This is a genomic window from Clostridium sp. (genome assembly GCF_051278035.1).
Lineage (GTDB): Bacteria > Bacillota > Clostridia > Clostridiales > Clostridiaceae > Clostridium_AD.
In genome coordinates, this window is the sequence record NZ_JBNMNU010000100.1 from 1 (window position 1) to 15,775 (window position 15,775).

Annotated in this window: 16 protein-coding genes; 9 read left to right on the top strand and 7 right to left on the bottom strand. The window is 31.3% G+C overall.

Annotation, left to right across the window (positions count from 1 at the left end; all coding sequences use genetic code 11):
* On the bottom strand, positions 1-1,152 hold a 1,152-nt coding region (locus ACJAX4_RS14705), incomplete at its 3' end, for a hypothetical protein (protein WP_435790210.1).
* Between the two features lie 207 nt (positions 1,153-1,359).
* On the opposite strand from ACJAX4_RS14705, the gene ACJAX4_RS14710 reads away from it, so the two are divergent.
* Positions 1,360-2,256, top strand: coding sequence for a chemotaxis protein (locus tag ACJAX4_RS14710; RefSeq protein WP_435790211.1), 897 nt, complete (start codon positions 1,360-1,362; stop codon positions 2,254-2,256).
* Positions 2,257-2,334: 78 nt separating this feature from the next.
* Here ACJAX4_RS14710 and ACJAX4_RS14715 read toward each other — a convergent pair whose 3' ends face one another.
* Complete coding sequence (locus ACJAX4_RS14715; protein WP_435790212.1) at positions 2,335-3,189, bottom strand: phage holin family protein; 855 nt, start codon at positions 3,187-3,189, stop codon at positions 2,335-2,337.
* Between the two features lie 428 nt (positions 3,190-3,617).
* On the opposite strand from ACJAX4_RS14715, the gene ACJAX4_RS14720 reads away from it, so the two are divergent.
* Entirely contained in the window at positions 3,618-4,784 is a 1,167-nt protein-coding gene (locus ACJAX4_RS14720; protein ID WP_435790213.1) for an N-acetylmuramoyl-L-alanine amidase, read from the top strand.
* A gap of 44 nt (positions 4,785-4,828) precedes the next feature.
* Positions 4,829-5,035 (top strand): hypothetical protein, encoded by a 207-nt coding sequence (locus ACJAX4_RS14725; protein WP_435790214.1) that lies wholly within the window; start codon positions 4,829-4,831, stop codon positions 5,033-5,035.
* 93 nt (positions 5,036-5,128) lie between these two features.
* On the opposite strand, the gene ACJAX4_RS14730 is transcribed toward ACJAX4_RS14725, so the two are convergent.
* The 4 genes from ACJAX4_RS14730 to ACJAX4_RS14745 all read right to left on the bottom strand — a co-directional run bounded on the left by ACJAX4_RS14730 (position 5,129) and on the right by ACJAX4_RS14745 (position 8,729).
* Positions 5,129-5,260, bottom strand: coding sequence for a hypothetical protein (locus ACJAX4_RS14730; RefSeq protein WP_435790215.1), 132 nt, complete (start codon positions 5,258-5,260; stop codon positions 5,129-5,131).
* A gap of 95 nt (positions 5,261-5,355) precedes the next feature.
* On the bottom strand, positions 5,356-6,195 hold the full coding sequence (locus ACJAX4_RS14735) for a glycosyltransferase (protein ID WP_435790216.1): 840 nt from the start codon (positions 6,193-6,195) through the stop codon (positions 5,356-5,358).
* Positions 6,196-6,222: 27 nt separating this feature from the next.
* On the bottom strand, positions 6,223-7,230 hold the full coding sequence (gene galE / locus ACJAX4_RS14740; RefSeq protein WP_435790217.1) for a UDP-glucose 4-epimerase GalE: 1,008 nt from the start codon (positions 7,228-7,230) through the stop codon (positions 6,223-6,225).
* 104 nt (positions 7,231-7,334) lie between these two features.
* The gene (locus ACJAX4_RS14745) at positions 7,335-8,729 is read right to left on the bottom strand and encodes a glycosyltransferase (RefSeq protein ID WP_435790218.1); all 1,395 of its coding nucleotides are present in this window, start codon (positions 8,727-8,729) and stop codon (positions 7,335-7,337) included.
* A 158-nt stretch (positions 8,730-8,887) separates the two neighbouring features.
* Here ACJAX4_RS14745 and ACJAX4_RS14750 point away from each other — a divergent pair, with 158 nt between their 5' ends.
* The 6 genes from ACJAX4_RS14750 to rfbD are packed head-to-tail and all read left to right on the top strand — an operon-like array spanning position 8,888 to position 14,353.
* A complete protein-coding gene (locus tag ACJAX4_RS14750; protein WP_435790219.1) occupies positions 8,888-9,961 on the top strand; it encodes a tetratricopeptide repeat-containing glycosyltransferase family 2 protein in 1,074 nt (357 codons plus the stop codon).
* A gap of 42 nt (positions 9,962-10,003) precedes the next feature.
* Positions 10,004-10,978 (top strand): glycosyltransferase, encoded by a 975-nt coding sequence (locus ACJAX4_RS14755; RefSeq protein WP_435790220.1) that lies wholly within the window; start codon positions 10,004-10,006, stop codon positions 10,976-10,978.
* Complete coding sequence (gene rfbA, locus ACJAX4_RS14760) at positions 10,975-11,874, top strand: glucose-1-phosphate thymidylyltransferase RfbA (RefSeq protein WP_435790221.1); 900 nt, start codon at positions 10,975-10,977, stop codon at positions 11,872-11,874. The genes ACJAX4_RS14755 and rfbA overlap by 4 nt, the downstream gene beginning before the upstream one ends.
* A 24-nt stretch (positions 11,875-11,898) precedes the next feature.
* On the top strand, positions 11,899-12,456 hold the full coding sequence (gene rfbC / locus ACJAX4_RS14765) for a dTDP-4-dehydrorhamnose 3,5-epimerase (RefSeq protein WP_435790222.1): 558 nt from the start codon (positions 11,899-11,901) through the stop codon (positions 12,454-12,456).
* A gap of 21 nt (positions 12,457-12,477) precedes the next feature.
* On the top strand, positions 12,478-13,506 hold the full coding sequence (rfbB, locus tag ACJAX4_RS14770) for a dTDP-glucose 4,6-dehydratase (protein ID WP_435790223.1): 1,029 nt from the start codon (positions 12,478-12,480) through the stop codon (positions 13,504-13,506).
* 13 nt (positions 13,507-13,519) lie between these two features.
* Entirely contained in the window at positions 13,520-14,353 is an 834-nt protein-coding gene (rfbD, locus tag ACJAX4_RS14775) for a dTDP-4-dehydrorhamnose reductase (protein WP_435790224.1), read from the top strand.
* 223 nt (positions 14,354-14,576) lie between these two features.
* On the opposite strand, the gene ACJAX4_RS14780 is transcribed toward rfbD, so the two are convergent.
* Positions 14,577-15,775 (bottom strand): hypothetical protein (locus ACJAX4_RS14780; protein ID WP_435790225.1); only part of this gene is annotated, 1,199 nt, incomplete at its 5' end.

Genomic DNA, 15,775 nt, shown 5'->3' on the forward strand with positions numbered 1-15,775 from the left:
ACAAGCTTGTGCAATAATACCAAATCCTATTTCCTTCAAAAAATAAGCTGATTCTCTTAAAAATGAATAAGCTTCATCCATAGATAACTTGCATTCCACAGGCGCTACATCATATAAACTCCTTTGAATCGGAATAAATACTTTTGATGCAACCGCTAAGTCCTCTAGAAGTCTTTCTTGAGGATTATTAAATTTATTATTTAAATAAGTAATAGTATCCACAGATTCTTCATAAATCATTTTTGCTGGTAGCATAAGGCTTAAATCATCCTTTGCTTGGAGCAAATATTCAATTGTCCAAATATCTCCTCTTGTAGGAGGTACAACTTTAAAACATGTACGAAATTTGAAATTAGTGTTTTTTATTTTTATAGGTTCTATCCACTTCTTATACTGGTTTAACATTTCAATTTGATCACTTCTATCCGCAGGTATATCTTGCGAGTCTGAAAAAAGAGAATGAATCCAGGTGCTACCTAAGCTACTAATACCACCCTCTAAGGGTTCACTATCCCTATTAATTTCACTAGAACTTCCTCTCACCATACTGTCAATAACAGAATCCATGAAATTGCTTATAAGTTTATTACTATTTGTATATATAAACTCATCATTTTCTAATGGGAAATACGCCTTGCACTCTGTGGGCATATTACTGCACAAAGCCTTCTTCTTGTAAATATATTCAGAATCGCTTGTATGCCATCTCCACTGAGAATCCACTTTTTCATGGGCTCTATCAATGGTTAATGATGGCAGATATTTATGTTTTATAATTAGCTCTGCTGTGAATTTTGCCACAGTAATCCAAAACTTTAACTCCTGAGACAACTCTACTCCCACTAGATGTTTTCTCTCTATATTTAAAAGCATATGGAATGCATCTAAATTAGTAAACTCAACACCTCTAATTTCCCTCTTAAACAGCTGCTTTTTTATTGCATCATATTTATATTTTCCACATTTTATTTCTGGAGCTGAACTACTTATCGTGGTACGAAGTTCTAAAACCGAAACCATTTCTTCATAAAGTGGAAGTGCATTTTTAGGTCTTCTACCGCGCCTTGTACACTTAGTTTCTCCACCTAGTCCCCACAATATAAATGTGTACTTTTTCTCTATAGTTTCTATCCATCCGCAATTTATTATCAATTTTTTTCACCCTCTATTAATGCTACTAACGTTTTAACGCTTATTATATAGTTTACCATATTTAGAAGAATAATTTCACTATTATATTATATTTTAAAGTAAAGTTATTATAATTCTATCCGAAATATAGTATATATATAATTTTTTATTATTATGTACTCTTCTGTTATAATCAATTTTATATCAATTCGAAAGTGAGGAAAAAATATGAATAATAATAATATACTACTAGAATCTGGAACTGGCGAGGTTGAAATACTTGAGTTTGTGGTAAGCCAAAAGCATTATGCAATTAACATTATAAAAGTTAAAGAGGTAATAAATACAACTAACATTACCAAGCTCCCTGATTCACATCCTGCCATAGCAGGACTAACTCTATATAGAGATAAAATAATAACTTTAGTAGACTTAAAATACATCTTAGAAAAACAGTATAAAACTGAAGTTCAATCTACAATAATTCTTTGTTCATTTAATAAAATCGAGGTAGCCTTTAGCATTGATAGTATTGTAGGTGTACAACGTATCAAATGGGAAAAAATAACTAAGCCTGATGACATATCAATTAATTCGCTAGTTATTGGAAATATTGTTCTAAATGATAAAATAATATTACTTCTGGATTTCGAGAAAATAGTTACTGATATTAGCCCTTCTACCGGAATAAGCGAGGATAAAATTATTGAGATAGCCTATAAAGACAGATCAAAGGTTAAACTTGTTTTAGCTGATGATTCTCCGTTAATAAGACGATTATTAAAAGATACTCTTATTAAGGCTGGCTTTAACAACTTAAGAATATTTAATGACGGAAAGCAAGCTTTAGATTATCTGCTTAATCTAGCGGATGAGAAAAACAGCAATTTCATAGAAGAAGTTAACGTACTTATAACTGACATTGAAATGCCTCAAATGGATGGTCATACGCTAACAAGGAAAATTAAAGAACATAAGATTCTTAAAAAATTGCCGGTCATACTATTCTCCTCCTTAATTACAGATGATTTAAAGCATAAAGGATATGCTGTAGGGGCCGATGCGCAACTTAGCAAACCCGAAATAGGAGAGCTTGTAACTTGCATTGATGGGTTCACTAAGTAAAAAAACAAGTATTTAAATCAGTAATAAAAGCTCTTAAATTAAAAAACCCTAGATTAGCTTTAAATCTAGGGTTTACCTCTACTTACAATTGTTTAAATCAATTATTGATTGATATACAATCACTATAATAATATCAATAAGTTGCTCTTTTTTTTCCCTTATTGTGTTCTCAGAATAACAAGTAATTTTCAGTTTTGTTAGGAATTCGAATATAGTATTATTATTTTTTTCCGAGAAACATTCAATATAATTAGGTGGAATATTTTTTTCTAAATACTTCTTACTTGAATTCTTAAGGAATAGTTCTACAAAAGATATTACCTTGTAATACAGTATATCTGGATTATTATTAGCATCATCAATAAACATAATTTGGTTAATAACTTCTTTAAATTCATCATATCTAATCTTTAAAAAACTTTTTATATATTTATCATCTAAATTATTAATTTGAGAATTCACAATATAATTAAGGCCAGAAAACTCTTTTTCACGGTCTTTCGAACTTTCTAACATATTATTCAATATTGGTATTTTTATGGGCTTAATTAATAAATTCAAGATATTATTAGGCAGCGGTACGCCTAATAAAGTTAAATTTTCTAGAATGCTTACGCCCTCTGTAATTGCTAAAAAGGAAATAATAATTCTGGATAACATTGTTGTTATTACTATTGGATTTAGAACAATCTCTAACATTCTAACCGTGATGATTGAAATCGCATAGGTTATAATTTTTCTGATGGATTTTCGTAATCCTATACTGGAAAATCTTTTATATTTTATAGCAGTAGATATTCCTGTAAAAGTATCCATCAAAATAAGAACCAAAAGGATAAGATATGAGGTTTGCATTCCTGTAAAAATTTCAGTAAGAATGCTAATTATACCGATCCCTTCATATATCTTTAAAAGGATGTCACTGTTGTCCATTATTTCATCTCCATTGTGCTGAATAACTATAAATAACTTAAATAACTTAAATAACTTATTTATACCATATAATATGCAGTATGAAGAGAATGGCTTGTCTTTCTTTAATTTAAATCTTTTAGGGAATTAAAATTTATTTCCTGACCTTAGCGGGTTTTATTAATTGTGAACTGTTAATTATATTCTACATAATATATATGGGAGTAGATATATGAACTTGTAGATAGAGTGTTTCTTATGGTTATATATGTTACTCTGGTTAATAAAAAGCAGAGGCTGTAATCAATGTTATGAACCTCAGTATATGTTAACTAACTATTTTATTTATGAACTTAATTGTACAAGCTGCATAATATATATCGAAAGCATCTAAAAATATAATTATGAATCGTGAATATTAGATAAAAAATTGGAGGAATGATCTATAAATGGCCAATATAATATATAAACACTGCTTAGATCCCGGACATGGTGGTAGTGATCCAGGAGCAGTGGGACTACGTTCTCATGAAGCTGATATTGTTCTAGTTATTGCTAAAATTGTAGGTAGGATACTAATAGAGAATGGACAAGAGGTAATATATACAAGAACTACAGATAAGTATTTAACTTTAGCACAGAGAGCAACAATATCAAATAACAATAAATGTGATACATTCACATCTATCCATTGTAATTCTGCTGTAAATAAAACCGCTCATGGAGTGGAAACATTTTCTCATCCTATAAGTTCTAATGGAGCAAAATTATCAGTATCTGTACAATCAGAGCTTGTTAAAGCGACGTCATTAACAAATCGTGGGTGTAAGACTGCAAATTTTGGAGTTTTGAGAATGAGTCATATGCCAGCAATTTTAGTCGAAACTGCATTTATTTCTAATGCTTTAGAAGAAGCTGAGTTATTACAATATGCTTTTCAAGAAAAAATAGCACTCTCAATTGTCAAGGGAATATTTTCGTATTTAGGTTTAACTCTTAATCAACCTACGACAGCGAATTCTAACAATGTAATTCCAAAACCTACGATTTTTGAACACATGTATAGAGTTCGAATATCATGGGAGGCTGTTAAAACTCAAAAGGGAGCCTATTCTAAATTACAAAATGCACTTGATCTTCTTAAAAGCTTACCTGGTTATAAAGTATTTGATGAAAATGGAAAGGTTGTTGGTGGTAATAATACTGTTACAGGAATTACTCCTACAAGGATAGATACAAAGTTACTTTCAATACAAAAATCTTTAAATAGATTGGGATTCACAGGTAAAAATGGGTTAAAGTTAACTGCAGATGGAATTTTAGGTGATAACAGCTTATTTGCTATAAAGGTTTGTCAATGGAAATTAGGACTTTCCGTAGATGGAATTGCTGGAGTGAATACCATAAATGCAATAAATTCTGTATTGGCAACACCGCTTCTTAAAGTAGGTTCGAAGGGGATTGTAGTAAGATATTTGCAAAGTAAATTGGGCGTAGCTGTGGATGGTATATTTGGAAATGACACTAAAAATTCAGTAATTATCTATCAAAAGATGAATGGCTTAGATAGTGATGGAATAGTTGGAAATAGAACTTGGAATAAGTTAATAAAATGATCTTAGCAAATAAAATTCATAAGTAAAAGAAGGAGGAATTAAAAATGTCAGAGATCAAACCAATAGAGGTAATAGCCAGCAAAAAGTGGTATTTGAGCAAAACGATTTATGTAAATGCAATTATGTTAGTAGGAGCTGCAGCACAACAAATTGCAGGTAAAGATATAATAACACCTGAATTACAAGTAGTTATTTTGTCCGTAGTTAATTTGATTTTAAGGAGCGTGACAAAGGAAAATATAATGTGGTAATATAACCCAATTCTGAGGTTAGCGTAAAGCTAGTCTTAGGATTGGTATTCAATTTAATTATTCCCCAAGGGACTGCATTAATTCATTCAAAGGTTAATCATTTTCATTTAAGTATGAATCTATCTTCTCGCAAAGCTTTATCCACTCAAACTTTTCTTCTGTAAATGTTTGAATATCCCTGCATACTGTTTCCAGTCTTGTTTCATCAGAACATACTTTTATCATCTCATTTGCAAGGGCAATATGATCATTTATAGGAAATATGCTTCCATATTTTTTGTCATCTGTAATATCCCATGCAGGATCTATATCTGATGAGATTATATAGCAACCTTTGTTAGCAGCTTCTCCAAATACATTTGAAATCCCTCACACCTTGACGCAAGACAGAAAACTTTTGCTTTCTGATATTCCTGCTCAATTAATTTTCTATCGTTAATTCTTCCAGTGAAAATAACTCGATCCTTAAGTTCTGGATTAGTAATAAAAAAATTATCAATATACGCCTTAAAATACGGCTCTATACTCCCTACAAGTTTTAGATTCCAATTTGTTAATACTTTTGACGCTACTGCAAATGATTCAAGCAAAACCTCTGTTGCTTTTTCATATGTCCCAAGTCTTCCTACAGTAATCATTGTATTTTCTTTCTCTTTATATTCTATAATTCTGTTAATGCCAGCGTTATAATACCCATTTGGTATATATTCAATTTTAAATGGCCACTTTTTGTCCAGTATTTTTTTGATATTCTTACATTCTACAGATATAAGAGTACAAGTATTTAGAAGTCTAATAGTATCCTCACCAAATACTATTCTTCTAAGCCAGTGTACATTTATGTCAAGTTTTAAATATATTTTTCCTTTTGGATTAATGGATTTGAATTTCTCTATCATTAATAAATTAAAATCATAAAATTCTATAAGCATGAGAACATCTGTATTTTTCAAAACATTACTAACCGTATCGTCATCAACAATATAGTTCATTGTGATATTCTCCTTTGTTACTTCCTCATAATTTTCTTGATTTTTATTACATAAAATGGAGCTGTTATAATTTAAATGTTTATCAAAAATCATAGTAATTATGCCAAGGTCTTTACATAATTCTTCACTTACAAAGCTTGGCCAGTATAATGTAAAGTTTTTTTTCATTTTTTATCATTCCTTTCCATTAGTTTTTTAATATCCGTTTGGGTTATTAACTTGAAAACGCCAAGCATCACGACACATATCTTGAATGTTTTTTTCTGCGCTCCACTTTAAAACACTCTTTGCTTTTATTGGGTCTGCATAACACTCTGCTATATCTCCAATTCTACGTTCTAATATGATATATGGTATATTTTTATTTGTAGCATTTTTAAAATTTTCAACTACATCTAAAACACTATAGCCTACCCCAGTTCCGAGATTATACGGTTCTATACCATTAGTTTTCATAATCGTATCTAAAGCCTTTATATGCCCCTTAGCAATATCTACAACATGAATATAATCCCTAACCCCTGTACCGTCATGTGTATCATAATCGCCACCAAATATGCTTAAATATTTTCTTTTCCCCACTGCAACCTGAGTTATAAAAGGCATTAAATTATTGGGTACGCCACTCGGATCTTCGCCTATTATTCCACTTTCATGAGCTCCTACGGGATTAAAATATCTTAATAAAGCAATACTCCATTCTTTATCTGATACGTAAATATCTTGAAGGATTGTTTCTAACATAAGCTTAGTTCTACCATAGGGGTTAGTAGCACTTAGAGGAAAATCCTCACCAATTGGCACACTCTTAGGTGATCCATATACAGTCGCAGAAGAACTAAAAACCAATTTTTTCACATTATGCTTTTTCATTTCTTCACAAAGTATAAGTGTTCCTGTAATATTGTTATGATAATATGATATTGGAACTTTAATAGATTCACTTACAGCCTTAAACCCAGCGAAATGTATCACAGCCTCTATATCATTTTCTAAAAATACCTTATCTAAATTAACCTTATCTAAAATATCTATCTCATACAATTTCAAATGTTTTCCTGTTATTTCTTGAACTCGCTTTAATGATTCTGGTTTGCTATTAGAAAAATTATCTACAACTATGACATCATATCCTGAATTTAATAGTTCTACACAAGTATGACTTCCGATATAACCCGCTCCTCCAGTTACTAGTATCCACATATACAATTTTCTCCTTGCTAATTATAATTTTCATACAATTTAGCATATGGAGAATTAGAAGTAATAGTTCCTAGTCATATTACTTCACTGTATAAGTCTTGTGGCTACAAACTTTTCTGGAATTTAGCCATATATTCATAAGATAAGAAATATCCTTTCATATTTTCGCCTATAATACTACAAATATCATTTAATAACTTATCATCTTCAGGTGAGAGTTCACTGAAGTAATGAAATATAAATGGATTAATATATCCACACTCATCAAATATTTTGTATATATCTGTTAAAGTGAAAAAATTTTTATTACTTCTATTTAAGATTGAATCCTCATTATACATAAACCTTCCACTTAATAATTCTTTTATAACTGAGTGGTGCATTACATTTGGAATCGTCGCAATTATATATCCACCAGGTTTTAAAAATCTTTTTACCTCATTTAATAGTTTAAAGGGGTCTTTACTTAATTGAAGTTTATTTCCAATAATAATATAGTCAAAGAAATTTATCTTATCTTCTTTAAAGTTCATGCTATAATTTTCTTCGAAATCGGAGATCATAAGCTCTAGGATTTTCCCGCCTACCCTTCCTAAATTTTCATTCGTCTCTATACCATATATATTAGCACTCGGATACATATATTTTAATCTTAGCAGTGTAGCTCCTAGGCCACATTCGAAATCAATAATTTCTAATTTCTTTTCTTTTGGTTCTACAATTTGATGTATTATGTCAAACTTTAATGTGCTACTAACGTTAGAATCAAACCCCCACTTGTCCTCAAATTTCTTGCGATTTGCAGTTAAAACATTATTGAATTTAGTATAATCTTTACTAAAAGACGAACTACCAAAATGGTGAATAAAGCTGTCATTACAAAGCATCAGCTTATATCCTGAATCTATAATTCTCATACATAAATCATCATCTTCAAAATTCCCTGGTGTAAATCTCTCGTCCATAACTCCAATTTTACTTAGAACTTCTCTCTTTACAATCATGCAAAATGCCACAAGGCGTGTTTTTCCCTCCCACTTATCAGGGCTAGATACATTATTAGCCTCAGCAAATGGAATCATATCTTGAACATCAATATAAGGAACGGTTATAGACTGATAATTAGAACAATTATTAGTTATAGATGCAGTAGCTCCGATGCTATCACAACTGTAAAGACATACTTTAAGATTATCAAGCCACCTTGGAGTAACTACAGTATCATTATTTAAAAACAAAATATCGTTCTCAATGGCGGATGCATCTATTCCTATATTACACCCCTTTGGAAACCCCACATTTTCATCATTTAAAATAACCACAATATCCTTTTGATCCTTAAGCCATTCTCTTGTTCCATCAGTAGAATTATTATCCACAACAATTATTTCGTAGGTACTCTCTTTAGTGTATTTTCTTATGCTATCAATGCAAATTTTATTATAAACAAGATTATTGTAAGTTAAAATTATTATTGAAGTTTTTCTATTTTCAATCATTACTTTATCCCATCCTCTAACACTTAGTAAAACAAATAATTCCTCAATTACATATTATTCTTAGTATTAAAAAGTGTACCTCCCCTTTTTTCATAAATATGTTTCCTATCTTAATCAATAGCATATTATATATTGTAAATTTTCTTTAGGATGTTCATATGGTAACTATTAGTTTATGTATGATTGTAAAAAATGAGGAAGATGTTTTAGGTCGGTGTCTTGAATGTGTTAAGGATATTGTTGACGAAATAGTTATAGTTGACACAGGTTCTACAGATAATACAATAAAAATCGCACAAGAATATACAGACAAAATATTTGATTTCCAGTGGATAGATGACTTTTCTGCTGCTAGAAATTTCTCTTATTCTAAAGCAAAAATGGATTTTATCCTATGGCTAGATGCGGATGATATCATTTTAGAAAAGGATATTGAAAAATTCAAACAGCTTAAGCAAGACCTAACTCTAGACGTGGATAATGTAATGCTTATGTATAACGTGGGCTTTGACGCAAATGGAACTGTTACTCTATCATATTTTAGAGAACGCTTATCAAAGCGAACAAACAATTCTAAGTGGACGGAGCCTGTTCACGAATGCCTAACCATGGCAGGAAATATTAAAAACTTCGATACTTGCATAACACATCGAAAAGAACATGCGGCTGCACCAGGTAGAAATATGTTAATTTATAAAAAAATACTGTCTGAGGGAAACCCTCTAAGCCCAAGAGGTATCTTCTATTATTCAAGGGAATTATTCCAAAATGGGTTTATCGAGGAAGCAATAAAGTATTTCAATGAATTTTTAGACACTGAAAAAGGATGGATAGAGGATAATATAAGTTCTTGTTTTGATCTTTCTAAGTGCTACAACGCTGTAGGTGATAAAAAGAATATGCTTAAAATACTACTTAAAAGCTTTGAATATGACACTCCAAGGGCTGAAATATGTTGTAATATTGGAACTTATTATTTTGAATCAGCAGATTATAACAAAGCTATCATATGGTATAAGATTGCAGCGGAACTTGATAAGCCAGTTAATGGCTGGGGTTTCATATCTCATGATTTTTGGGGTTATATACCCAGCATACAACTTTCTGTTTGCTATGACAGATTAGGCAACAGAGATGAATCCATTAAGTATAATGATAAAGCCGCTGAATATAAACCAAACTCTGCAGCTGTAATTTCAAATAGAGATTATTATAGACGAACTACTATATAAATTATTATATTTTAATATACTCAAGAAATGGAGGCAAAATACATGGGAGAACCGGCAATAATAAGTAATAGTCCACTGTCAAAATTGTTCTATAGTTTTGGAAACAACTCTATAATTTCAGAAGATTATAAAATAAGTAATTTTAGTTATACTCATATCGGTACTGGCACCTTTATAAAAGATAACAGTTGGCTTAATATTTGTTCGTACGAGAATAATATTTCACCTAAAATTGTTATAGGAGATGGTTGTCAAATAGGAAGCCGATTCACAATTTCTATTGCTAATAAAGGCACTATCGAAAAAAATGTTATAATTGCACCTAACGTCTATATATCAGACTGCAGTCACAATTATGAAAGTGTCGGAATACCAATTATGCATCAAGGAATAACTTCAATAACAAATAAAATAGTAATTGGAGAAAACTCATGGATAGGTGTGAACGCATCAATTGTTGGTGATGTTCATATTGGACGAGGCTGCGTAGTTGCAGCTAATAGTTTTGTTACAAAAGACGTGCCCGACTACTGCATTGTAGCTGGAAGTCCTGCTACTATTATTAAAATATATGATACTATTACTAAGCAATGGATTAGAACTCGAAGTGATAGCGAAGTAAAAAAGGTATTAGAAGATAGAACAAACAACCCATTAATTTCAATTTGTATACCAACTTTTAATAGAGCTGATTTATTAGAAAAATGTTTGAATTCTATATATAGTCAACTTGGAAATGATAGTTTATTTGAAATCATAGTATCTAACGATAATTCTTCCGACAATTCACAAGATGTAATAAATAAGTTTCTAGGTTTATATGATAACCTAACTTATATTAAAAATGAAACTAACATTGGTATGGATAAAAATATTGCTTTAGTAGTAGAAAAATCAAAAGGAAAACACTTTATACTCCATAGTGATGATAATGACTTCAAAGAAAATACAATCTATCCTCTGATGGATACTATAAATAAAAGCAGTGAATCGTCTTTTTCAGGAGGCAAATTATGAAAGGTATAATTTTAGCAGGAGGATCTGGCACACGTCTTTACCCAGTAACAAAATCAGTATCAAAACAAATATTGCCCATATATGATAAACCGATGATATATTACCCACTATCAGTATTGATGCTTGCAGGCATAAAAGATATATTAATTATTTCAACTCCTAGAGATATTATGTCTTTTAAAGAGTTACTATCCGATGGTAGTTTTATAGGTCTAAGCCTTCAGTATGCTGTTCAGTCCTCACCTAGAGGTATAGCAGATGCATTTATAATAGGTGAAAAATTTATAGGAGATGATAACGTAGCCTTAATCCTTGGTGACAATATATTTCATGGTTATGGTTTTACGCAACGTCTTAGAAGTGCTGCAAATAGAAAAGAAGGATCTACTATTTTCGGGTACCATGTAAGCAATCCAAAAGAATTTGGAGTAGTTGAGTTCGATGAAAACAATAATATACTATCAATCGAAGAAAAACCTGAACATCCAAAATCAAATTATGCAGTTTGTGGCCTATATTTTTATGATAATAATGTAATAGACATTGCTAAAAATATTAAACCATCTGCTAGAGGTGAACTAGAAATCACAGATGTTAACATTGAATATTTACAAAAAGGAAATTTAAAAGTAGAATTACTTGGTCGAGGTATGGCATGGCTCGATACAGGAACTCATAAAGGGCTTTTAGATGCAGCTAATTTTGTTGAAGCGGTACAAACAAGACAAGGATTATATATAGCTTGTATAGAGGAAATAGCTTATACTAATGGTTTTATAGATAAAAATCAGCTCTTGAAAATATCTGAGCCACTAATAAAAACAGAATATGGTAAATATCTAGTTCAATTAGCTTATGAAAATAATGAAACAAATTCTAATATATTTCCACTATAAAGCATAAGTAATGGAGGTTTTTATATGGGTAAGTTTAATTTCATAGAAACAAAAATTAGTGATTTATATATAATAGAGCCTCAAATATTTGGAGATACTAGAGGGTATTTTATGGAAAGTTATAATAAACAAGATTATTTTGATGTAGGACTTACCATGGAATTTATTCAAGATAATGAGTCAAAATCTAAAAAGGGCGTTTTGCGAGGCCTTCATTTTAAGATAAGTCATCCTCAAGGAAAATTAGTTAGAGTTACTAAGGGGAAAGTCTTTGATGTAGCTGTCGATTTGAGGAAGGATTCGCCTACCTTTAGCAAATATGTAGGCGTTATTCTTACAGATGAAAATAAAAAGCAATTGTACATTCCAGAAGGCTTTGCTCACGGCTTTTTAGTACTATCTGAAATTGCTATATTTAATTATAAGTGCACGGACTACTATAGGCCAGAGCATAAAAGTGGAATTTTATGGACAGACGAGGATATAGATGTACAGTGGCCCCTAGAAGGGTTATCATCTGTATTTTTATCAGACAAGGATAAAAATCTAAACAAACTAAGAGACATAGAAATATTTGTTTAATAAAAAGGAGACTAAATATAGATGAAAACTTATTTTATAACTGGTGGTGCTGGATTTATAGGCTCAAATTTTATTCATTATATGTTTAATAATTATTCTGATGTAAAAATAATCAATCTAGATAAATTAACCTATGCAGGTAATTTAGATAATTTGAAAGATTTAAATAGTAAGTTAAATTATACCTTTATACAGGGGGATATATGTGATAAGGAATTAGTAGAAACCATATTTTCTGCAAATGATATAGACTATGTTGTAAATTTCGCAGCTGAAACACATGTGGACAGAAGTATAAATGATCCTGAGCCTTTTGTTAAAACTAATGTTCTCGGCACCGTAACTCTTTTAGATGCAGCTAAAAATGCATGGTTTATAAAAAATGACTTTAAAGAAGGAAAGAAGTTTTTACAAATATCAACAGATGAGGTCTACGGATCGCTTGGGGATACAGGCTATTTTATTGAAACATCGCCTATAGATCCCCATAGTCCATACTCTTCAAGTAAAGCTGGTGCTGATTTAATGGTAAAATCCTATTTTGACACCTATAAAATGCCTGTAAATATAACAAGATGTTCCAATAATTATGGAGCCTACCAATTTCCAGAAAAATTAATACCTTTAATAATTAACAACTGTTTACAGCATAAAGACTTACCTATATATGGTACTGGATTAAATGTACGAGATTGGCTTTACGTTGAGGATCATTGCAAAGCTATTGATACCGTTTTGAAATATGGAATATACGGCGAAGTATATAATATAGGTGGTCATAATGAAAGAACCAATATACAAATAGCAAAAAAAATTATTAATTTTATAAACAAAAATAAAGATAAAACCGTTACCGAAGATTTAATTACCTATGTGGAAGATAGAAAAGGTCATGACACGCGATATGGAATAGATCCAGAAAAGATTGTTCAAGAGTTAGGTTGGTATCCACAAACTACCTTTGAAATAGGAATAGAGAAAACTATTGAATGGTATTTACAAAATGAAGAGTGGATGGATAATATTACTTCTGGTGAGTACTTAAGATAAAGGAGCATATATTATGAAAATATTAATTACTGGAGCTAATGGTCAGCTTGGAAGAGAACTCACAAATCAATATAAAAAGCAAGCTAATATCGATCTAACCCTTACAGTTTCTTCATCCTTAGACATAACAAATGTTAAAGAAGTTTATAGTTTTGTAAATATTATAAAACCAGATGTAATAATTAATTGTGCTGCATATACATCTGTGGACAAATGTGAGACAGAAATAGATTTAGCCTATAGGGTAAATACTATGAGTCCTAAAAATTTAGCAGCAGCCGCAAATCAAATTGGAGCTTCCATTGTTCACGTGTCAACAGATTACGTTTTCGACTCTAATGAATATAAACTACTTACAGAATTTGATAGTGTTAATCCACAAAGTATATACGGAAAAAGTAAGTTACAAGGAGAATTTCTAGTTAAAAGTCATAACCCTAAACATTATATAGTAAGAACAGCATGGCTTTATGGAGATGGAAATAATTTCGTAAGGACTATGATAAATTTAAGTAAAACAAATAATGAAGTAAAAGTAGTAAATGATCAAATGGGCACCCCTACAAGTACTGTTGACGTATCTAGAGTTATAATAAGACTGGTAGAAGATAGTAATTATGGGCTTTTTCATTGTAACTGCAAAGGAGAATGCACCTGGTATGAATTAACTAAAGAAATATTTAGACTTAAAGGTATTACTACAAAAGTTTTACCGTGCACTACAGAAGAGTTTAAACGACTTGCCAAAAGGCCAAAATTCTCAGTGCTTAGAAATTATATGTTAGAACTTACTACTGGTGATATAACTAGAAACTGGGATGAGGCATTAGAGGACTATCTTAGATAAGATATATTTAATCACTATTAATGTGATTGTTATCACATATTTGTTTAAACTCAACCTTTTACTTTCAAAATGGAAAGTACGTGTTATAACATTATAGGTAATAAAAAATTATAACAATTCCCATATTTTCTATGTTACAGTTAGAAAAGATGCCCTAAGGCATCCTTTTTGGCTGTTTATTTAGTAGAAGTAATTCCATTACTTAATTTTTTATCAGATTCATTTACCAACTCTCCGTGACACTAAAGGTGGAACTAACTGTGTTTGTTGGAGAACCTGCAAGTCTAATTACTGCTAATGTGACAAACTGATTAATAGGAAGGTTAAAATCCAAGAGCAGACTTGAGGCTAATACTCTTGTACTACTTAACCCTAATCCGCCTGATACAACCCCTTGAAACACAACTTCTCCACCCGTAATGGTTGTGCATGTTCTATTTACCAATAGAGCTGTTTCTGCAGTAGGGATGATAGTACTAGGTGTTGGATAATTTACAAACGCACCATCTATGGATCCACCTAATAATACTTGGTAAGCTAAATCTTCCGAAGTAATAATGTTAATCTCCTCTAAATTTATCTCTACAGAGTTGTCTCTTCCTGAACCAGATGGGAAAATTGCTTTTCTAGTGAATGAAATAATAGGCGTTAATGTGGTTGTGAGATTTGTAATTCTTCTTCTTTCTGATGTTACTCGAAAGGTAGGATTATATTTTCCTACGATACTATATTCTCTTCCTCCTATGAATAAATCAAAAGCAGTTTCAGTTCCGTTGTTGTCAATTTCTGCCCTTAAAGGTTGATTAGGATCAGCAATACTTGTCTCATCAGTAGGCGAATAGCGATGGACTGTTATAACCTCTTGCGCTCCCGTAGTTAGATTCGGTAATACTACCCTAAATTCAATGACCCCATACCCATACCAAGTAAATACAACTTGATATATATTTCCCTTGGATAGGCTAAGCGTTATTCCACTTGGTCCTGTTCCATCTAGAGGATCTACATTCCAAGAGGCTTGATTGATAACAGTATCTACTCCGGATCTTCTTATTGCTACAAATATATTTGTACTAGTAGATCCGAAAAAAGCACCGTTTTGGCTGTCAAACATACCCCAGCTAGCTATCTGATTTCCTACTGGCGAAATGGGAATACGAACACCTATTCCAGCCTCCCCTGCAAAACCAGGTTCATATCTTCCTCTTAAAGCACTTTCTAGTATGGCAGAAGCTGTTCCAATTGCAGCAGTACTAACACTGTATTCTGTAGCATCATTAGTGACTGTTCCACCGACGGTTGTAGTAACAACGTCCCTTATATCGGATACTCCGTACACAGAGGTTAATTCAACGATGGGAAATTTTTTTGCAACTCTTAGTTCATTAAATTGCGAACTAACAGCAGGACCAATATTTGAAA